The sequence below is a fragment of the Pedobacter nutrimenti genome (assembly GCF_003208655.1).
GTDB lineage: Bacteria > Bacteroidota > Bacteroidia > Sphingobacteriales > Sphingobacteriaceae > Pedobacter > Pedobacter nutrimenti.
Map to the genome: position 1 here is coordinate 275,695 of NZ_QKLU01000006.1, position 20,928 is coordinate 296,622.

A 20,928-nucleotide genomic window follows, 5' to 3' on the forward strand; every position below is an offset into this window, starting at 1 on the left:
CTGAATTCAGTATCTTAGAACGAGTTTTATTGGTTATGAATAAAAAATTAATCCCGGTCCTTGGCTTGTTGTTCCTTGGACCATTGCTAAAAGCGCAGGACCGTTATACAGGTAGTTTTGTCGGAAAAGATCCTGAAGGAACCTCGACCACTTTATTTCTGGACCAGGCTTCCGGTTATTTTTCCACTTATGTGGAATCTAAAGAAAAAGAAAAGCTGTTTTTTGCCTCGGGAAGTTTCAAAGTCAAAAATGACAAAGCCTTTCTGACCACTGCCCCGGAATATGATGCCATTAAAGTGTATGGACGTTACAATCCCTCGCTGGATAAGGATTCTGTTCGATGTATTGTGGCCAGCCGCAAAGGTAAAACGGTTTTAGAACCCATCTCGGTGGCCATTGGTAAGGATCCTTCTAAAAAACAGTGGAAAGGGGTAACCAGCGAAGGCCTGGTACAGGAAAGCGGCGGTTACCGTTTGGACTTTAAAAAATCCGACAGCCTTTGGGTCGATTATGCCCTGTTTGACCACATCAGCTATGGCTTTCAGTTAAATGCCGGATCAGGTAAAAAGTATAATGAATTTTTTATTGATGCCGATGATTACCTGAGTTCCCTGATGCTGATTGCAGAAGGGCTGAGCCGGGCAAAAAATGACGTATTGTCCTTCAGTCCTATGGATAAAAATGCTTATGCCAAGCATCCGCCCCATGTCGTAGTGCTGCACATGACCGGTTTGTGGCTTAGAAAAGGACTGGTGCCGGTAACCGCCGAGCCCCCGGTGCTAAAAAAAATCACCTTTGATGAGCAGGCTTATGAACCCCTGGAACGGGCTACCCTGACCAGGACAAAGGTCAAACGTCTGGTCCAGCCGCCATTGTCCAAGAAGGCAGTTCCGGTGAAAAAAAAGCCCTGAAGCCAATGTTTTAAAGGTGTTCATATTTGAACGTAAAACTGTTCGGATATGGACAGGCTGAAATGTAAAGCCGATTCCAGAAGGTCTGAAGCAGGCTTTGTGCGATGGCATACGAATTGGAAACAGAACAAAAAAAGAATAGGATTATGTTTCAGCACCACCTTTTATTGATCTACAGGAATTTAAAAAAATATAAAAGTTCCTTTTTCATTAACCTGATTGGCCTTTCTGCCGGGCTTTCCTGTGCAGTGCTGATTTACCTGTGGGTAAATGATGAAGTCCGTATGGATAAGTTTCATGCCAAAGGGGAACGTTTATACCAGATCATGGAAAATGAGGTGACCACAGAAGGCATTCATACCGTTGACGGGACCTCTGCCATTCTTTCAGAAGCTTTACTCAAAGAGATGCCCGAAGTAGAAGATGCGGTAACCGCATCTCCAAGCGTCTGGCTCAAAGAATCTAAAGTGCTGCCCAAAGGCAGTACCCCCATAAAAGCAGGAGGTAAATTTGCGGGGAAGAACTTTTTTAAAGTGTTTTCCTACCCTTTACTGACAGGAAATCCTTCCAGTGTGCTTTCGGGAAAGACTAATGTGGTGGTCTCTGAAGATCTGGCCAGAAAATTATACCACAGCACCGAGGTGATCGGAAAAGATTTTACCTGGAGCAATTCAGAGATGGATCAGGTCAATCATGGCCAGATTTCCGGTGTATTTAAAAATACACCCGGCAATTCTTCCGACCAGTTTGATTTTCTGGTTTCCCTGGAATCCTTTTTCCAGACCGCCCCGCAATACCTCAGATGGTCCAACCGCGGGCCTAACACTTTTGTCATTTTAAAAAAGGGGGCCAGCGCAGCGCAATTTAATGCCAAGCTCAAAGGCTTTATGAAGGCGAAAGGAGAACATCACCGGGAACTGTTTAGCAGGCCTTTTGCAGATGGTTATTTATACAGCAGGTACGAAAATGGTGTACAAGCCGGGGGAAGGATTGCTTATGTAAAACTATTTTCCTTGATTGCCATTTTTATCCTGCTGATCGCCTGCATCAATTTCATGAATTTATCCACAGCCAGGGCTTCCAGGCGGATGAAGGAAGTAGGGGTAAAAAAAGTATTGGGTGCCCACCGGTCTGACCTGGTGATCCAGTACCTGACCGAGTCTTTGTTGCTGGCCATATTGTCCTTGTTTGTTGCCCTGCTTTGTGTTGAACTGATTTTGCCAGCCTTTAACCGCTTAACCGATAAAAGCTTAAGCCTGCATTTTGATTTAAAACTCAGTATGGCCCTGCTGGGCATCACCCTGTTTACAGGGCTGGTCTCGGGAAGTTATCCGGCCTTATATCTTTCGGGCTTTAAACCTGTTTTTGCTTTAAAAGGCCGGCTTAGAGCAAGCTTTGGGGAAATGCTGATCCGCAAAGGCCTGGTCGTTTTTCAATTTACTTTATCGGTGATGCTCATTGTGGCCGTGCTGGTGATTTATAAACAAGTCCAGTTTGTGCAGACGCAAGACCAGGGCTATCAGAAAGACAATGTAATCAGTTTGCCTGCTGAAGGAAAACTGTCGGGGAATGTGGAGGCGTTTTTAGCCGAAGTGAAACGGTTACCGGGTGTATTGAATGCTTCGGGTATGAACAGGAACCTTTTGGGTGACCTGCAAGCGACCAATGGGGAGTTCAGCTGGGAAGGCAGGGACCCAAAAGAACCCATTAGATTCCAAACGGCCGGGATCAATTCAGGGCTAATCGAGACCCTTGGAATGAAAATGGCAGCAGGCCGCAGTTTTTCCGAAAAATTTGGTTCCGACAGCTCAAAGATCATCATCAATGAGGCCGGGATTAAAGTCATGAGGTTAAAAGATCCCATTGGAAAGAAGTTTATCCTTTGGGGCAAGGAACTGGAAATTGTCGGCGTGCTGAAAGATTTTCATTTTGAGTCCCTCCATGAGGCCGTAAAACCCATGTTTATGCTTTTTGATGCGAAACACACCAACAAGGTGATGATCCGTCTGGAAGGCGGGAAAATTAAGGAAACCATCACGGCCCTTCAAAATTTTTATGAACATTTTAATCCGGGTTATAATTTTGATTATCACTTTCTGGATCAGGACTTTCAGGCGCAGTACGCAGCCGAAAACAGGGTTTCTGCTTTATCCAGGTATTTTGCCATACTGGCCATTGTGATTTCCTGTCTGGGCCTTTTTGGGCTGGCCGCCTTTACGGCAGAGCGCCGGGTCAAAGAAGTGGGCATCAGAAAGGTGCTGGGGGCCACAGAAATGAACATCCTGTACCTGCTGTCCAAAGACTTTACCAGGCCGGTGCTGATTGCCATTGCGATAGCCCTGCCCATAAGTTACATTGCATCCAGGGACTGGCTCAGTACTTTTGCTTACCGCATAGATTTACCGCTCTGGTATTTTGCAGCAGCGGGTTTGCTGGTGTTGGGTGTCGCCTGGCTCACGGTTTCGGTGCAGGCTTTAAAGGCTGCAGCGGCAGAGCCGGTCAAATCTTTAAAATCGGAATAAACTTAGTCCTTATTCGCTTTAAGGACCCTTAAAAAGTTTCCACCGGTAATCAGGTCTATGTTTTTCTGGCTATAACCGAGTTTCTCCAGGGCAGCAACAATTTTTGGATAATCGGCCACAGAGTCCATACCCTTTGGATAAGACTCTGAACCATCGAAATCGGCACCGATGCCCACATGCTCAGGGCCGATCAGTTTCACCAGGTAATCGATGTGTTTAATGAGCATGCTCAAAGGGGGCCGGCGCAGTTCGGCCTCTTTTTTATAAATCCTGTTCAGCTGGTCTTCTGCGAAATCCTTATAAATGGGGCGAAGGGAATCCAGTTCTTTGCGGTGTGCGGCCAGAAAGGCCTGTTCTTTTTCCTCATAAGCCGGGTCGATGAAACCACTGTAAAAATTCACGAATACCACCCCTCCGTTTTTTGCAAGGGCTTTTAGCTGTGCATCTTTAAGGTTTCTGCGGTGCGGGTTTAGGCTGTACACACTACTGTGGGAAGCAATAACAGGCTTAGTACTGGTGGCCAGTACATCATTGAAGGTTTGTTCGCCTACGTGCGAAACATCGACCATTACCCCCAGCTCATTTAAATGGCGGACTATTTTTTTGCCCTGCTCATTCAAGCCCAAAAATGGAAGTTTTTCCTTTTGGATACTTTCATCCCGGGCAGAAGTGGCCCAGGAGGTGCTGTTGTTCCAGGTGAGGGTCAGGTAACACATCCCCCTTGCGGCCAGGCTGTCGATATAGTCCAAACGGTCTTCCACCATATGGCCACCCTCTACACCAATCATTGCGGCAAAACGTTGTTGCCTGTAAGCATTTTCGAGTTGCCAGGCATTGTGCACCAGTACCATTTTTCCGGGATTGCGCCGAATGAGCGCATACAAAGAATCTATTTCCCGGTTGGCCTGGGCAAAGGCGCTACCCTTTCCATAATCTTCACCGCACCAAACCGAAAAAACCTGGGCACTCAGGCCGCCCCGGCGGGCACGGACCAGGTCAAAGTTTCCGGTTTGCTGTAATTTGCCCAAATCGGCATCACTGAGCTGCTGGGAAGATAAAATGTCATTGTGTGTATCTATAAAAAAGCGGGGCAGAACAGCTTTGGTGTTGCGGTTTTTACGATAGGCACTCACCGGGTAAGAGGTCGTATCCTGGGCAGGGGCAGAACTATATATAAATACTAAAGATAAACAGCCTGTAAAGAATGATTTAATCATAAATAAAGCTTAGAATTTTAAATCTAATTTACAATAATGTAATGCTTTAACCCAGCGGCTTCATTAAATTAAAATAATTGTATTTTAGAAAAGCTTTATGGAATTTTCCACGGAAGCACATCTTCTTTAAAACGGACTTATGAAGGCTACCTTTACCCTCTCTTTATTTTTCATTGCGCTATTTTTGTTTCCCGGAAAAATATTTTCACAACAAACGCTCAAAAAATACGAGCAGGGTTTTAAAGCGGTAGATTCTTTAGCCGCCGCTGCAAAACCTAAAGATGCCCTGGAGCGGATCAATCAGATCAACGCATGGGCCAGAAAAGAAAAAGAACCCGTAATGCTAATTAAATCGGTGCTTTACCGGATGCTTTTTCAAAGTTACCTCCAGGAAGATGCTTTTGTGAAAATCCTGAGCGACCTCCAGGAAGACATCCGTCTGGCCGCCCAGCCGCAAAAGAGTGTTTTACAGTCTCTGCTGGCGGAAACCTATTGGAAGTATTTTCAGCAGAACCTGTACCGGATCCGCCAGCGAACAAGTCTGGAGGCCGATACTTCGCAGGACATCCGGACCTGGTCGGTTAAAAAACTGGCCCAGCAGACAGTTAAAAATTATATGGCCTCCCTTGCAGAACAAAAACAGTTGAAGGCTTTAAAAACAGGTAGTTTAAAAGAGGTTCTTTCCGGGGACAGCAGCAACAGGTTCCTGCGTCCGACCCTGTACGACCTGCTGGCCCATCGTGCCCTGGATGCCATGATGAATACCCAGATGGAACTGGGAACGACCGGTGAACTGGATTTTAATTTTAACCAGCAGGCCTGCTTTGCACCGGCAAAAGAGTTTAGCCTTTTGCCCCTTGCTGGGACAGACAGTACCTCTTTTGCCAGATCGGCCATAGAAGTTTTCCAGGGTCTGTTGCAGTTTCATTTAAATGATCAGGACCAATCCGCGCTGGCCGATGCCGATTTAAAGCGTTTAAAGTTTATGTACAACCGAAGCTTGGACGATCAGAAAGAAAAATGGTATATGGATGCCCTGGAACAGCTGGCAGAGCAATGCAAAAGCAATGAAATTTATGCCGATGTATTGACAGAACAGGCTTTACTGTTGAAAAACAAACGAAGCCCCACAGGCGCAGAAGACCATTTGGTCCGGGCGGTAGAGCTGGCCCGGAAGGCCATTTCGGCCTGGCCGGGTAGCATTGGAGCCAGGAATGCCCAAAGCCTTGTTGCAGAAATAGAACAAAGGAACATCCAGCTGGAGCTGAAGGAATTTATACTGCCCGCGCAGCCGGCACAGCTGCTGCTGAAATCAAAAAATGTAGACACCATTTGGTTAAAATTGTATAAAGTCCCTGTTGCCGAAAACGATTTTGGCCTCAATTATAAGGAAGGTTATCAAAAGTTTTTGAAAAGATACAGGATCATGAAAACATGGTCTGTAATCCTTCCTGTATCAAAAGATTACCGGGAGCATAGTTATCTGGATAAAATGGATGCGCTGCCTCTTGGGCATTATGTGCTGATTGCACAAAACCGTGCAGATACTTCATTTAAAGATCTTACTGCAGGTTTTACAACGTTTAAAGTGACCAGGCTGTCGGTGGAACACCGGGTAAATGAACAGGATTCCGTTGAATACCTGGTCAGGGACAGTAAAAACGGACAGGCACTTAAAAATGTAAATATTCAGGAAACAGCAGTGCGTTATTCCGGTACTAAAAGGATAGAAGAAGTCATACCGCGGTTTTCTACCAATACAGGTGGCTATGCCCTTTCCACAACACGTTTAAATGTGAGTAAAACCCTGGTGACTTTGGGCAAAGATTCGGTTTTGCTGGAGGTTAATAATTATCGTTATACAGACAACCAGGAGGAAGAACGGGTGCTTCTTTTTACAGACCGGCCTATTTATCGTCCGGGCCAGACCCTTTATTATAAAGGGCTTTTTATCGAGAATGAAAATGGCAAGCGAAAAATCAGAACTGCTGAAAGCCTCGAGCTGGTGTTTAAGGATGCCAATAACAAAGAAATTGAAAAGGTTTCCCTGAAAACGAACGACTACGGGACTTTTCAAGGCTCTTTTACCATACCCCAGGGCAAAATGAATGGACGGATGTCGCTGAATACAGAGTATGGGTCGGTCGATGTACAGGTCGAAGAGTACAAGCGCCCAGGCTTTGAAATCACTTTTGAGCCTGCAGGCCAAAAATATAAACTTGGTGACAGCATCAGGGTGGATGGAAAAGCCACCGCCTTTTCAGGTTATGCCATTGGGGCTGCAGCCGTAAAATATGTGGTTTATCGGAGCCCTTTTAACAGAGATTACACGATGACCGCAGTTTACGGATCCAGGGCCGTACCAAAACAGGTGGCCATAGGTAAGGCACAGACCGATCAGGACGGGAAATTCCATGTTTCTTTTCTGGCTGCTGCAGAAGGAGAGGCCCAGGAGCGTTACAGTTACCAGGTTAAGGTAGAGGTAACGGACCCTAATGGGGAAACCATCAGCGGGGCAAAAACCATTAATGCCGGTAAAAAAGATATGGTTTTATACGCAAACCTGCAGGATAGGTTGTTTTTGCGCGGCACAGCCGACAGCATTTCCTTTATGGTCAGCAACCTGAACGGAGGTCCTGTTAAAGCTGTGGTGAAAATGGAATGGACTGAACTCCTGGCGCCCGGAAAAGTAATCGTTCCCAACCCTTTTTCCCTGCAGCCCAAAACCTATAGCCTGGATAAAGCGGCTTTTCAGACTGCTTTTCCGGGAGCAGAATATAAAGGGGATGCTAATCCTATGAACTGGGAAAAGGGTAAAATGGTCCTTTCCCGGAGCGTGGCAGCAGCGCAGGGAACCGGCAACTTTGTAATCGATGCCCGAACGCTTCGGACGGGTTATTATAAAGTCCGCTTTGTGGCAGAAAACATGGAAAGGGATACCCTGTTGCAAGAACAATTTGTCCGGGTCCAGACGCAGGAACTGGAAAATATACAGCTGGCCCAGGAGTGGCTTACGGACGAAAAAACAAGCATTGCACCAAATGAAACTGCGGTGTTCCGGCTCGCCGGCCTTTCTGGGGATGCAAAGGTGTATTATGAAGTGTATCATAAGGGAACAATTAGTGAAAAAGTCTGGCTGAATGTTTCTCCAAAACAAAGCCGGGTGGTCATCCGGCCAAAGCCCAACCAGGAAGGGGATTTTTCCGTACAGTTCAGTATGGTCCAGAATGGAAAGATCTTTCAGGCCCTTAAAAATGTAGAGGTTATAGACCCCTCCAGACTGCTGGACATTCATTTTTTAAGCTTCAGGGATAAACTGCAGCCTGGTGAAAAAGAAAGCTGGACATTAAAGATCACCAGCCGTTCGGGTGAAAAACAAATGGCCGAACTGCTTGCCACCTTATACGATGCCTCTCTGGATCAACTTAAAGCCATGGCCTGGCCTTCCTTAAATAAACAGGACTACGATTATGATTCCTACACCTGGCAATCCAGGCTGAATACCATTCAAAGTGGGAACGGGCTTTGGTTTTTAGGAAATTACGGGAACTATTACCGGGCCACAGAACGGAGTTATGAGCAGGTCAACCTGTTTGGTTACAATTATTATGGCGGCTATAATTCCGGTTACCAGGATTACCTGGCCCGGGTACAAAAAACAATGCTCACCGAACAGGCTGTAGCAAAACTGGAAAAGTTAAAAAAAGAAGGCAAATTATGGTATGGGGTGGTGACAGATGAACAAGGTTATGGAATGCCGGGCGTAGCATTGAAATCTGGTAACAAGCGAACCACAACAGATGCTTCGGGGATCTATGTCCTGGATGGGAAAGCCGGCGAGACCATCGAATTTCGTTTTATAGGTTACTTGCTTCAGACCGTCAAAACCGGTAAGGAAAAAAGATTGGATGTCCGGATGAAACCTGATGGGTCAGGTTTGAACGAGGTTGTGGTTACAGGCTATGGTGCGCAGAAAAAAGCTTTGCTAACCGGGTCTGTAATTAAAATTCGCGGCCTCACTACGCTGCCTGCGGCTCCGGGTGGCTCGGTGGATGGGATGCTTATGGGGAGTGCTGCGGGCGTAGCCATAACACCCTCTGGTGGGAGCGCACGTGTCGTTCGAAGAGAGATCAGGGGGACCAAAAACGAAGTTTATGATATGGCAGCTAACCCGGGCGAAAATGATTTGTTCAATATAGCCCCCCGGACAAATTTTAACGAAACTGCTTTCTTTTATCCGCAGCTGCGGACCAATGACCAGGGGGAAATCCAAATTGACTTTACCATTCCCCAATCCCTGACCCGTTATAAAATGATGGGCTTTGCCCATACCAAAGACCTGAAAACCGGTTTTGTTAGCCGGGAACTGATTACCCAAAAAGAGCTGGCCATTGCCATTCATGCACCCCGTTTTTTCAGGGAGGGCGATACCATTGTGCTGGCCGGTAAGCTGAATAATTTATCGGGAAAAAAATTAACAGGCAATGCCGTACTGGAAATCAAAGATGCCCTAAGTGGAAAACCTTTGGAACTGTTTTTACCTGAAACAAAGGCCAGTCAGCGGTTTAATGTAGAAAGCAATGGGAATGAGGTTTTAAAATGGACCCTTAAAATTCCTGCAGGGATCAGTGCCCTGAGCTATAAGGTACTGGCCAGTTCGGGCAGCTACAGCGACGGAGAAGAAATGACCATTCCTGTATTGCCCAATGCCATGTTGGTGACCGAAAGTATGCCGATAAATGTACGCGGGAATACAGACAAAACTTTTACCATGGATAAACTCCTGCAGTCGGGTAAATCTAAAACCCTGCGTCACCAGCAGCTGACCTTGGAGTTTACTTCCAATCCGGTCTGGTATGCGGTACAGGCGCTGCCTTACCTGATGGAATACCCTTATGAATGTGCAGAGCAAACCTTTAGCCGTTTTTACGCCAATAGTTTTGCAAGCGGGATCATCAACAGTTCTCCCAAAATCAAAGCCGTTTTCCAGAGCTGGCAGCAGAGCAAAGGCGGAACGGCCTTGCTGTCGAATCTGGAAAAAAACCAGGAACTCAAATCCATTTTACTCGAAGAAAGCCCCTGGGTAAGAGAGGCAAACAATGAAACGGAACGTAAAAAGAGACTTGCGGTTTTGTTTGACCTGAACCGGATGAGTTACGAATTGAAAAATAATTTCAGTAAGCTGGAAAAAATGCAGCTGAACGATGGTTCTTTTCCCTGGTTTAACGGAATGCGGGGAGACCGTTACATTACCCAGCATATCGTGTTGGGACTGGGTCAGCTGATGCATTTAAAACTGCTTAATGAAAAAGAAAACCCTGAGGCAAAAAATGTACTGAATAAAGCCATCATTTACCTGGACGGACAATTAAAACAGGATTACCAGCGGGAAATGAAAACTAAAATGAAGGCCTATTTGCCTTTGCATTACCTGTATGCCAGAAGTTACAGCAAACAAAAAAATACAGACCCTGCTTTTGAAAAAGCAAAAACCTATTACCTTAAAGAAATTGTGAGCGGCTGGAAAATGATGGAGCCTTATCAGCTTGGGCAGGCCGCATTGGTTCTGCAGCGCAATGGAAACCCTAGCGAGGCCATGAAAATTATAGAACTGCTGAGACAAAGGGCGCAGCAGCATGAAGAAATGGGCATGTACTGGGCAAATAACCGTGATGGCTGGTGGTGGTATCAGAATTCAACAGAAACCCAGGCTTTGCTGATTGAAGCTTTTGATGAAGTGGCTTCGGACAAAAAAGCGGTAGAAGAGATGAAAATCTGGTTGCTGAAAAATAAACAGGGAACCGACTGGAAAACCACCAAAGCAACGGCTGCGGCCTGTTATGCCTTGCTCAGCAGGGGCTATAACTTGTTGGATGAAGCAAAGGAACCTGAAATAAAAATTGGTGGCAAAAGCTTAATGGAACTGGGGGCCACAGAGGGGGACAAAGAAGCGGGCACCGGCTACCGGAAGTTGAGCATCCCAGGGCCTCAGATAGCGGCCGGAATGGGAAAAGTCAGCATTCATAATCCAGGCAAACAACTGAGCTGGGGAGCGTTGTACTGGCAGTATTTTGAACAACTGGATAAAATCACTTCAGCAGAAACGGGTGTAAAAATTAATAAACAGTTATTTGTACAGGAGCAAGGGGCAAAAGGGCCGTTGTTAAAGGCCATTAGCCCCCAACAGCCCCTTAAAGTGGGCGATTTGTTAAAGGTACGTGTAGAGATCCGCACAGACCGGGATATGGAATATGTACACCTGAAGGACATGCGATCTGCAGGCTTTGAGCCGGTGAATGTAATTTCGGCTTATAAATATCAGGATGGTTTGGGCTATTATGAAAGCACCAAGGATGCATCCACCAACTTCTTTATCGCTTACCTGCGAAAAGGGGTGTACGTATTTGAATATGCACTGCGGGTGAGCCAGGCCGGACAATTCTCTAATGGGATCACGAGCCTGCAATGTATGTATGCACCTGAATTTACGGCGCATTCCCAGGGGGTCCGTTTGAGTGTAAAACCTTAATGTGAAATAAATTTCTGTTCGTGGAGCGCTTTGAGTATCTTGTTTTAATTAATCATTTCTCAACCTAACCAAAATTATGATGAAAAAAACTGCCCTTACCCTTTGTTCTCTTGTTTTCATTTGTGCCCTGTCGGGTTTCAGCCCTGCAGAAAAATCCGTACTTAAGCCCACTGCCCTTAAGGCCGCAAAAGTGGTGTTCGGTAGCATCTCTGGTCCAACAATGATCAGTGCAGCCGGTGGACCTTATACCTATACTGCTACTGGTTTGACTTATAACAGCAGCGACCCTTATGTACTGTGGATTTGTGGTGATCCGGTTAAAAACGAACAAATTTTTGCCGAGGTAAACCCCGATGGCAGTTGTACACTGGATATTTATGGCTCTTCCTTCACCACCAGAGGTTCCATGACCCTAACCATTCAGGATTCCAATGGCAATACAGTTGCGAGTTATCCGATATACGTGACCAATTAGTTTTTTTAAATAAAAAGGAAAGAGTGCCCCGGTGGCACTCTTTTTTTGTGCTTATATTCGTGGAAAAATATAAAAATGATTGCACACCATGTATTGTTCTGGCTGCAGGCCGGTACCACAGAAGCCCAAAAGGCCGCTTTCCGCGGGGGCCTTCAAAGCCTTGAGAAAATAGAAAGCATTAAATCTTTTCACGTGGGTGTTCCTGCACCTATTGAAAGGGCAGTAGTAGATACCACTTACACTTTTTCACTGGTCCTGTTTTTCGAAGACCTGGCCGCCCACGATGCCTATCAGGTCGACCCGGTCCACAAAGCATTTTTGGATGAATTCCGTGTGCTTTTTGAAAAAGTGATCATTTACGACGCCATTTAAATCAGCTCAGGGTGCCTGCCAAAAGTCCCAGACGCTGAAGGGCGCCCTCTAATTTATCATTCCAGGGCATGCCATAATTCAGGCGCATGCAATTGGAAAACTGGTCCTGAAGGCTAAACATTCTGCCGGGTGCAATACTGACCCCCTGCCGGATGGCCAGTTCGTAGAGTTGGGTCGTGTCTATTTTTTTGCCGAACTCCACCCACAGCACGAAACCGCCCTGCGGCCGGCTGATTTTTGTATGTTCGGGGAAATAGTCCATAATGGCCCTGCTGTAATGGCGGCAATTGATTTCCAGGGCACGTCTTAATTTTCTTAAATGGTGCTCATAACGGCCTGTTTCCAGAAAATCTCCAATTACCTGCTGGGTAATGTTTGTGCTGGAAATGGCATGGAACAATTTTAACCTCGAAATTTCTTTTTTGAAAAGGCCCGGGGCGATCCAGCCTACCCGGTACCCGGGGGCCAGTGTTTTGGAAACCGAACCTGCCCAAAGCACCAGGCCGCTCTCATCAAAACCTTTGCAGGTGGAAGGCCTGTTTTCTCCAAAATAGACATCACCATAAATGTCATCCTCTATTAAAGGGACGTGGTGTTTCTGAATGAGCCGCACGACTTCTTTTTTATGCTCATCGGGCATCAGGCTGCCCAGGGGGTTGCTGAAATTGCTCACCAGCAGACAGGCACTGATTTTATGTTTTTCCAGGGCCTTGCCAAGGGCCTGGGTTTCTATGCCGGTTTGAGGATGGGTAGGCAGTTCCAATACTTTCAGGCCAAGGCTTTTGGCCAGTTGCAGGATGCCAAAATAAACAGGGCTTTCTACTGCAATGGTGTCACCGGGCTTTGTCAAAGCCATCATGGCATAAGACAGGGCGCCGATACAGCCATTGGTGGTCACCAGGTCCTGGTGGCTGAGCCCCGGGATCATAAAGGCATGCCTGGCAATTTGTTTTCGCAGCTTTTCGTTGCCCTGGCTTTCACCATAAGCCGTTCCGCTGCCCGGAAGGTCCCTTAAGGCCTGCACCATGGCTTTATTGAGTTTGGCAATGGGCAGCAGTTCATTGGCCGGAACACTGTTGGACAACATAATACTGCCTGGGTTTGGAATGCTGAAAACCCTTTCGATGATTTCTTCAGCATCGATATTGCTGTGCTGTCCGCTAGGGGTACTGGTTTGGGGCAATTGCGGATGTCTTTGCATGCTGACCGAAACAAAATAACCGGACTGGGGCCTGGACAAGGCCAGTCCTTTGGCTTCGAGTTCATAATAGACTTTCATGGCGGTGCTTTGGCTAATGCCGTGCATTTCACACAGCAGGCGCAGGGAGGGGAGCTTATCACCGGGGACGAGCACTTTGCTGCGGATCTGTTGCTCGAAACCTTCTGCAATTTGCTGATACAAGTGTTTTTTCAGGACCAGGGTTTTCATTTAAAATTAACTGCTATGCTCAAATATACAAAAACTGTATCTGCTTTGGTGTTGGTGATTTACTGAAATTTGCATTAGCGGAAAAAATAAAAGCATTAAAATCTATAAAGATGAAAACACTTCAAATTACGAGCAGTACCACAGCAGATATCGATGCCATTTTTGATTTATATGATCAGGGCACAGCCCATCAGGCGAAGGTGGCCACCAAAGTCTGGAAAGGTTTTGAAAGAAGCCTGGTGGAAGAAGAAATCAAAGAAAAAAAACAGTGGAAAATCCTGATGGAAGGTGAAATTGTCTGTGTCTTTGCCACCACGTTTAGCGATCCGCTGATCTGGGGAGAAAAAAATGAAGAGCCGGCCATATACATCCACCGAATTGCCACCAGTGCCGCCCATAGGGGAAATTCTTTTGTAAAGCACATTGTAGAATGGGCAAAGCAATACGCCATCGGGCATGGAAAGCAATTTGTCAGGCTGGATACGGGCAGCGGAAACGAAAAACTCAATAACTATTATGTGAGCTGCGGTTTTACTTATCTGGGCGTGAACCTGTTGTCCAATACAGAGGGCTTGCCTGAGCATTATAAAACAGGTTCCTTCAGTATTTTTGAAATTAAACTCTGATTCCGGGCTGCTTAGGAATGCGGTTAAAAACTTATATTTGAATAAACCTCCTAATACGAAAGCACATGATGACCGAAAGCCTGAAATCTATTTTTGAGCGTGACCTTAAACAATTGAAACTGGAGATCGGCCTGTACCAGCAGGAATCCAATTTGTGGCTTACCAAAAAAGGTATTTCCAATGCTGCCGGTAACCTTTGCCTGCACCTGATCGGGAACCTGAGCCATTTTATTGGCGCTCAGCTGGGCCATATAGGTTATGTGCGCAACCGCCCCCTGGAGTTTTCGGACAAAGATGTTCCCCGGGCTGCGCTTTTGGAAAGCATAGATCAGGTCATAGCCATGATCGGAAAAACCCTGGACGGTTTAGATGATGCAGAACTGGAAAAAAATTACCCCCTGGTTGTTTTCGAAAAGGAAATGACCACGGGCTATTTTCTGATCCACCTGAGCACCCACTTGTCTTATCATCTGGGACAAATCAATTACCACAGAAGGTTAATTGATGTGGAAGGATAAATGTAAAATTATGAGTTTTTGAACTGTCTTTCAGTTGAATAGATAAAAGTATCAAGATATCTATATATCTTGATACTTTTGTGTCTTTATGCTTTTTTTGAATATCTAATAAGATGAAGAAAGGATGTTTTCAGATAAAAAACTCCAAAAATGAAATGTTTTTCGCTGAAAATTGCGATCTTGTATAAGCCATCAAACTGGATTTTACCAGGGCTCAAAAAACAGGCGAAAAGGGCTTAGGGTTTGCTTTATAACTAAGCCGTTTCTAGGCTGGGTCTGCTCCGGGTTTGGCCTGTATATTGTTCGGTGAAAACCAAACAAAAAACAATGCAGAGATAGATGATCCAGAGCCCAGACTGAAGGCGTCTGTCCGGCCTGCTTCCGGTTCCATTTCAGATCTTAAAAATCAAACTGCAGAATTATTTTTGGGCAGCCTTTCTTTTGAGCAAGTACCTACCTTCTTTTGGACTTCTTTTGAAAAAAGACCCAAATTCAAAACAAGTCCCGAAGGAGCTCAAAAGAAAGTGTATCTTTTTTAACTGTTGTCACAACTTTCGTCATAACGGGGAAAGCACAGCGACTAAGGATCTGTGGGGTTGGCTTACAGATCCCTCAATCGTTCCTCATTTCGGGATGACGAATGAGTTGGGATGCTGAATGAGTAGGGATGACGGATGAGTTGGGATGACGAATGAGCAGGGATGACGGATGAGTAGGGATGATGAATGAGTAGGGATTAGAATAATGAGATTCCGGGCTAACACTCTCGTCAGGTCGAGGGAAGCGCAGCGACGAGAGCTCTGTGCCTTTTGTACCTGTAAGCTACATATTCCTAACAATTTAGGACTAAAGATGCCGGGCATGCACCGCTTGTTAACCTTTTCTGTAGCTTTAATCCATGTGGAAAGAAATTAAATTTTTGACATTTTTTCTTTTTAAGTGGATAAATTGTTAATTTATTTTTCCACAAACACAATAATTAACAGCATCTTAACGTAGCGACTTGTTTTTGAACTTACATTTGTCCTCCCAAATTAGTTTTGGGAAGACCATTCAGACGATATTCTTAAAATTAACGCAAATAATATTCGGTAATGGATTGTGAATTAACTAAATAAATAATATATGAAAAAACCTCTACTATTATTACTTCTTCTGTATGCTATGTTTTGTCTCCCGGCAAAACTGTATGCACAAATTGCTGCCTGGGATTTTACCGGGCAGAACCAGCTGCCCACCTCAACGGCAAATACTTTTGATCCGGGTTTGACAGCAGCACCTGTGCTGACCAGGGGAGCGGGTGCCGCGGCAAGCGCAGGAGGTAACTCTTTCCGTACCACCGGGTTTAAAAATGATGGGATCGCTGTGAGCAACACTGATTATTTTCAGGTCACACTAACAGCTGCCGCAGGTAAAAAAATCTCTTTAAGCTCTATAGATGCAGCTTTTCAGGGAACTGCGACCTACTATGCAGGGGCTGGAGCAAGTAATCAGTTTGCTTATAGCCTCAATGGTACAGATTTTATCTTAATCGGTACACCTTCAGTGATTACCACAGTGAGCAGTAACCCCTCCCTGATGCCGACAATTAGTCTTTCTGGTATCAGTAGTCTTCAAAATGTTGATGCAACCACAACCATTACACTTCGGTTTTATGCCAGTGGACAGACCGGTACAGGCGGATGGGGCTTTTTTTCTTCTGCACCTGGTAAACTGGGCTTTTCCATAGGCGGTACGGTAAGCACAGCTGGTGCCGATGTTACCCCTCCAACCAATACTGCCGGTTACCCAAAAATCAATAACATTACTTCTACTTCTGTAGACCTGACCAGTAACATCAACGAGGCAGGTAAAACTTATTATATTCTTATTCCTGCCAGTGGTGTTGCACCAACTACAGCAGCACAAATCAAAGCGGGGACAGATGGTAATGGTACAGCTGCATTTAAATCCGGATCTTTTGCCAATACAGCCAATACCGATGCTTCAGCAACCATCGGCGGCTTGACACTTTCCACCAGTTATAAAATATATTCCGTTTCAGAGGATGTGGCCACACCGGCTAATCTTCAAAGCACCTTCTCCAGTCTATCTGCAACTACGCTGGGTGCTACAGATGTAACCCCTCCGGTAAATACTGCCGGTTATCCTAAAACAACCAATCTGACGACCACTTCTGTTGACCTGATCAGTAACATCAATGAAGCAGGAACCACTTATTACGTGTTGAGCCTAGCCGGCGGAGCAGCACCAACAGCGGTTCAGGTTAAAGCCGGACTGGACGGAAGCGGTGCTGCAGCCTTTAAAGCGGGTTCTTTTGCAAACCCGGCAAATACAGATGCCAGTGCAACAATCAATGGCTTAAGCCCTGGTACGGCTTATACAATTTACAGTGTCTCTGCGGATGCGGCTGCTACGCCCAATCTTCAAACGGCTGTAAGTACACTGAACATCACCACGATCAACCTTCCCCTGGTGAATGCACCGGTGATCATCAGTCAGTATTACGAGGGTACAAGTACCAATAAATGGATCGAGCTAACCAATTTAAGCGATAGCCCGGTCAATACGGCTTCTCCTCAATTAAAACTGGGCTTATACAATATTTCAGGTGATGCAGGCCCGATCAACATCAGTGGAAACCCTACCCAGATCATGAACCTGAATGTGATTATTCCTCCAAAAGGAACGGTCCTGATCGGAAATACAGGAAACGGAAATGAAGTCCCGTATATTACTGCTGCAAGTGCAGCCCAAACCAGCAATACGGTCATTAACTTTAACGGAAATGACGGTATTGTGCTGATGGATGCCTCTAATAATATTATTGATGCTTTTGGCCATGGTGTAAATGCAAAAGACGTCTCTTATGTCAGGGACCTGACTGTAAATGCACCAAGTCCGGTATTTAACGAAAATGACTGGGAAAGAATCAGTCTTGCGGTGGTACAGAATGCGTTGGATGATGACGATCCTAACCGCTTGGGAGTTCATTTTCCGCCAAATCTGCCACCTTGCGCAGCGCCTTCGGCCCCGGCCACTGCTTTAAGTTTTACAGCTACAACTTCCAGCATTACCGGAACATTTACTGCAGCAGCTGATGCCAATGAATATCTGGTGATCCGCAGTTTAAACAGCACTTTAACTGCGCTGCCTGTTGACGGAACTGTGTATAATGTAGGTACTGCTATTGGAGGCGGAACAGTTTCCAGCCGCCTGGTGAATGGTAGCTTTACCGACAATAATTTAAATGACAATACAAAATATTATTATTTCATTTTTGCTTTAAATAATGTTTCCTGCACCGGGGGACCTAAATATTTAAGCACGGCTTACCTGAGTGGAAACCAGACGACGGTGGCGTTACAGCCTTGTACAACACCAGCTGCCCAGCCTTCGGCTTTCAGCATTACGGCTTCCAATTACAATTCTATTCAGGGCAGCTTTACCCCTGCAGCCAATGTTACCGAATACCTGGTGGTCATGAGCAGGGACAAGGCTTTAACAGCAAACCCGCAAAACCAAACGGTGTACAAAGCCGGTGACCAGTTGGGTGGCGGTACAGTTGTTAAGCGTGGAACGGGTGCTACTTTTACAGCCAGCGGCCTGGCCCAAAATGCGATGTATTATTTTTACATTTTTTCACTCAACAGCAATTGTACAGGTGGCCCATTATACTTAACCGGCAGCCCATTGACCGGCAGTCAGAAAACCGGAAAGCTGGATGCCAGCAACCTGAATTTTTATTATGGAAACCTGCACAGCCACAGCAGCTATTCAGACGGAAATAAAGACGACACCCGGAAAAAACCGGAAGACGATTATGCTTTTGCCAAAAACTCCATGAAAATGGATTTCCTCGGAATTTCTGAGCACAACCATACCCAGGCGGGAATGTCCCTGGCCAACTGGCAACCGGGTATCGACGCCGCCAAAAATGCAACTACTTCTACCTTCCTTGCCTTGCACGGTATGGAATGGGGTGTCATTAGCGGGGGTGGCCACGTGATTGTATACGGTATTGATTCACTGATTGGCTGGGAGCCAGGAGAATACCAGATTTTTGTGCCAAAAAGCACCTATACCGGACCTACTGGTTTATTCAAAATCATTAACCGCCATGGTTCAAACGCCATAGCCACACTTGCGCATCCAAATACGACCGACTTTAACAACATTTCGGCCACTTACGACCTGAGCGCCGACAGTGCTATAGTAGGTGCTGCCCTGGAAAGTGGTCCTGCATTTTCGACCAATATTACCTATGGCGATCCGGCCAGTCCAATGAGCTACCTGAGTTATTACAACCGGATGCTGGCCAAAGGCTATCACCTTGGAGCGACCATTGACCACGACAACCACAACATGACTTTTGGCCGTCATACCAAGGCACGTCTGGTGGTCATGGCACCGGCACTGACCGAAAGTGATTTATTGGGTTCGATCAAAAAAATGCGCTTTTATGCCTCAGAAGACTCTGCCGCGAAAGTAGTTTTCAGCATCAGCAAACAACCTGTGGGCAGTATTTTTACAGGCGTGGGCGGACCAGTGATTTCAGTCACTGCTGCCACAACCAGTCCGGTGAACAGTATTAAACTGATGTATGGTACACCCGGAAGCGGGGTAAACCCGGTGGTGGTCAACAGTACCGCTACGGGAAGCATGACCTATAGCCACGATGCGCTGAGCAATTTAAGTACAGGTTATTATTATGCAGATATTGTCGAAACTGACGGCAGCCGCATCATTACTTCACCGATCTGGTATACCCGCGACGACAGCTATGTGAAAAAGAACCAGGTGATTACCTTTAGCCCGGCTAAAACGGTTACCTATGGTGATCCGGATTTTGATCTGGATGCACGCAGTGACAATCCCGACATCAACATTACTTATGCCAGCAGTGATACCACTATTGTAAAGGTAATTGATGACCAGATTCATATCCTGAAGGCAGGTACAGTAACCATTACCGCCAGCCAGGAAGGCAATGCTTTATTTAATCCGGCCAGCGTACAGCAGGTGCTAACGGTTAAACCGGTACAAATTGTCGTGACCGCCGATGCCAAACAAAAACTGGAAGGTGATGCAGATCCGGCACTGACTTATACCAGCACCGGAACACTGATCGGCACAGATGCTTTCAGCGGAAACATCAACCGTGCAGCAGGGGAAACGCCTGGTACTTATGCCATTGTACAGGGCAGTCTGACCCTGGGTGCAAATTATGCGATCGATTATAGAACCGCTGCTTTCAAAATATTTGCCAAAGCGGCCGGTACCATTAGCGGTACAAAAACAGTGGCTTTAAATACAGCTGCACCTTTAATCACCTTTACCGCAAGCAAAGGGAATGCACCATTTACCTTCACCTACAACATTAATGGCGGGGCAGACAAAACCGTTACTGCAACAGGAACAACTGTAACCGTGGCTGCGCCAACCAATGCATTGGGTACTTTTGTATATACCTTAACCAAAATTGCCGATGTCAACAGCACGCAGGTACAAAATGCCTCGGCAACCATTACGGTAAATCCATTGCCGGTGGCCAGCATTTCGGGCTCGACCAGCCTTTGCATCAACAGTGCCGCCCCTGTGGTGACTTTTACCGGCGCGGTGGGAACGGCACCTTATACCTTTACCTATAGCTTAAACGGGGGCGCAAACCGCACCCTGGTCAGTACGGCTAATACCGCAACTTTAACTGCGCCAAGTAATGTGTCAGGTACTTTTACCTATACCTTAATCAGCGTTTCAGATGTGTATGGCAGCCAGAACCAAAGTGGAAATGCCGTGATTACGGTGAACCCTTTACCGGTTATCCAGATTTTGAGCACTAAAGGGACCAGTGTTTCCAAGGGAGATGTATTGCAGCTGAGTGCAACAGGAGGTACAAGCTACAGCTGGACAGGTACAGAAATCTTGAGTGGCCAAAACACGGCCATGATCAATATCCGTCCAAAACAAAGCGGTACGTATAAAGTGACAGTCACCAATGCGAACGGCTGTACAGCTGATCAAAGCATCAGTATTACGGTTGCAGATGATTACAAACTGGAAGCCGGTACCCTGCTGACACCAAACGGAGATGGGATCAACGATAAGTTTATCATCAAAAACGTCGATTATTATCCAAATAATACACTGAAAATTTTTGATAAGGCGGGTCGGATCTTGTATACTAAGAAATCCTATAACAACGATTGGGATGGTACCTTAAATGGTAGTCCGCTGGCAGAAGGAACCTATTACTACGTTCTGGACATGGGACCGGGTTTAGGAAATTTTAAAGGATTTATTAATATCATCAGAAATTAATGTACAGC

General features: G+C 46.0%; 10 protein-coding genes. 8 read left to right on the forward strand and 2 right to left on the reverse strand.

Going from position 1 to position 20,928, the window contains the following annotated elements:
* The first annotated feature begins 35 nt into the window (after positions 1–35).
* Positions 36–911: a hypothetical protein gene (locus B0O44_RS17945; RefSeq protein ID WP_110833548.1), complete on the forward strand. Its 876-nt coding sequence runs from the start codon at positions 36–38 to the stop codon at positions 909–911.
* A gap of 146 nt (positions 912–1,057) precedes the next feature.
* Positions 1,058–3,433: an ABC transporter permease gene (locus tag B0O44_RS17950; protein ID WP_110833610.1), complete on the forward strand. Its 2,376-nt coding sequence runs from the start codon at positions 1,058–1,060 to the stop codon at positions 3,431–3,433.
* Between the two features lie 2 nt (positions 3,434–3,435).
* On the opposite strand, the gene B0O44_RS17955 is transcribed toward B0O44_RS17950, so the two are convergent.
* Positions 3,436–4,650: a dipeptidase gene (locus B0O44_RS17955; protein WP_110833549.1), complete on the reverse strand. Its 1,215-nt coding sequence runs from the start codon at positions 4,648–4,650 to the stop codon at positions 3,436–3,438.
* Between the two features lie 139 nt (positions 4,651–4,789).
* Between B0O44_RS17955 and B0O44_RS17960 the strand changes: the two genes are divergently transcribed.
* From B0O44_RS17960 to B0O44_RS17970, 3 genes are all read left to right on the forward strand, one after another.
* Positions 4,790–11,179, forward strand: a complete 6,390-nt coding sequence (locus tag B0O44_RS17960; RefSeq protein WP_110833550.1) for an alpha-2-macroglobulin family protein — start codon at positions 4,790–4,792, stop codon at positions 11,177–11,179.
* Positions 11,180–11,255: 76 nt separating this feature from the next.
* A complete protein-coding gene (locus B0O44_RS17965) occupies positions 11,256–11,654 on the forward strand; it encodes a hypothetical protein (RefSeq protein ID WP_146229866.1) in 399 nt (132 codons plus the stop codon).
* Between the two features lie 75 nt (positions 11,655–11,729).
* Positions 11,730–12,026 carry a Dabb family protein gene (locus B0O44_RS17970; protein WP_110833552.1) on the forward strand — a complete coding sequence of 99 codons (297 nt, stop codon included), beginning with the start codon at positions 11,730–11,732 and terminating at the stop codon, positions 12,024–12,026.
* 1 nt (position 12,027) lies between these two features.
* On the opposite strand, the gene B0O44_RS17975 is transcribed toward B0O44_RS17970, so the two are convergent.
* A complete protein-coding gene (locus B0O44_RS17975; protein WP_110833553.1) occupies positions 12,028–13,455 on the reverse strand; it encodes an aminotransferase-like domain-containing protein in 1,428 nt (475 codons plus the stop codon).
* Between the two features lie 110 nt (positions 13,456–13,565).
* On the opposite strand from B0O44_RS17975, the gene B0O44_RS17980 reads away from it, so the two are divergent.
* The 3 genes from B0O44_RS17980 (at position 13,566) to B0O44_RS17995 (ending at position 20,920) form a co-directional block, all read left to right on the forward strand.
* Positions 13,566–14,081, forward strand: a complete 516-nt coding sequence (locus tag B0O44_RS17980) for a GNAT family N-acetyltransferase (RefSeq protein ID WP_110833554.1) — start codon at positions 13,566–13,568, stop codon at positions 14,079–14,081.
* Positions 14,082–14,146: 65 nt separating this feature from the next.
* Positions 14,147–14,599 carry a DinB family protein gene (locus B0O44_RS17985; RefSeq protein ID WP_110833555.1) on the forward strand — a complete coding sequence of 151 codons (453 nt, stop codon included), beginning with the start codon at positions 14,147–14,149 and terminating at the stop codon, positions 14,597–14,599.
* Positions 14,600–15,724: 1,125 nt separating this feature from the next.
* The gene (locus B0O44_RS17995; RefSeq protein ID WP_110833557.1) at positions 15,725–20,920 is read left to right on the forward strand and encodes a T9SS type B sorting domain-containing protein; all 5,196 of its coding nucleotides are present in this window, start codon (positions 15,725–15,727) and stop codon (positions 20,918–20,920) included.
* Positions 20,921–20,928: the final 8 nt, after the last annotated feature.

What these genes read in the sequence shown, in the direction of transcription:
- B0O44_RS17955 (WP_110833549.1), bottom strand. Translation starts at nt 4,650, where the DNA reads ATGATTAAATCATTCTTTACAGGCTGTTTATCTTTAGTATTTATATAT.
- B0O44_RS17995 (WP_110833557.1), top strand. Translation starts at nt 15,725, where the DNA reads ATGAAAAAACCTCTACTATTATTACTTCTTCTGTATGCTATGTTTTGT.
- B0O44_RS17960 (WP_110833550.1), top strand. Translation starts at nt 4,790, where the DNA reads ATGAAGGCTACCTTTACCCTCTCTTTATTTTTCATTGCGCTATTTTTG.
- B0O44_RS17970 (WP_110833552.1), top strand. Translation starts at nt 11,730, where the DNA reads ATGATTGCACACCATGTATTGTTCTGGCTGCAGGCCGGTACCACAGAA.
- B0O44_RS17945 (WP_110833548.1), top strand. Translation starts at nt 36, where the DNA reads ATGAATAAAAAATTAATCCCGGTCCTTGGCTTGTTGTTCCTTGGACCA.
- B0O44_RS17985 (WP_110833555.1), top strand. Translation starts at nt 14,147, where the DNA reads ATGATGACCGAAAGCCTGAAATCTATTTTTGAGCGTGACCTTAAACAA.
- B0O44_RS17965 (WP_146229866.1), top strand. Translation starts at nt 11,256, where the DNA reads ATGATGAAAAAAACTGCCCTTACCCTTTGTTCTCTTGTTTTCATTTGT.
- B0O44_RS17980 (WP_110833554.1), top strand. Translation starts at nt 13,566, where the DNA reads ATGAAAACACTTCAAATTACGAGCAGTACCACAGCAGATATCGATGCC.
- B0O44_RS17975 (WP_110833553.1), bottom strand. Translation starts at nt 13,455, where the DNA reads ATGAAAACCCTGGTCCTGAAAAAACACTTGTATCAGCAAATTGCAGAA.
- B0O44_RS17950 (WP_110833610.1), top strand. Translation starts at nt 1,058, where the DNA reads ATGTTTCAGCACCACCTTTTATTGATCTACAGGAATTTAAAAAAATAT.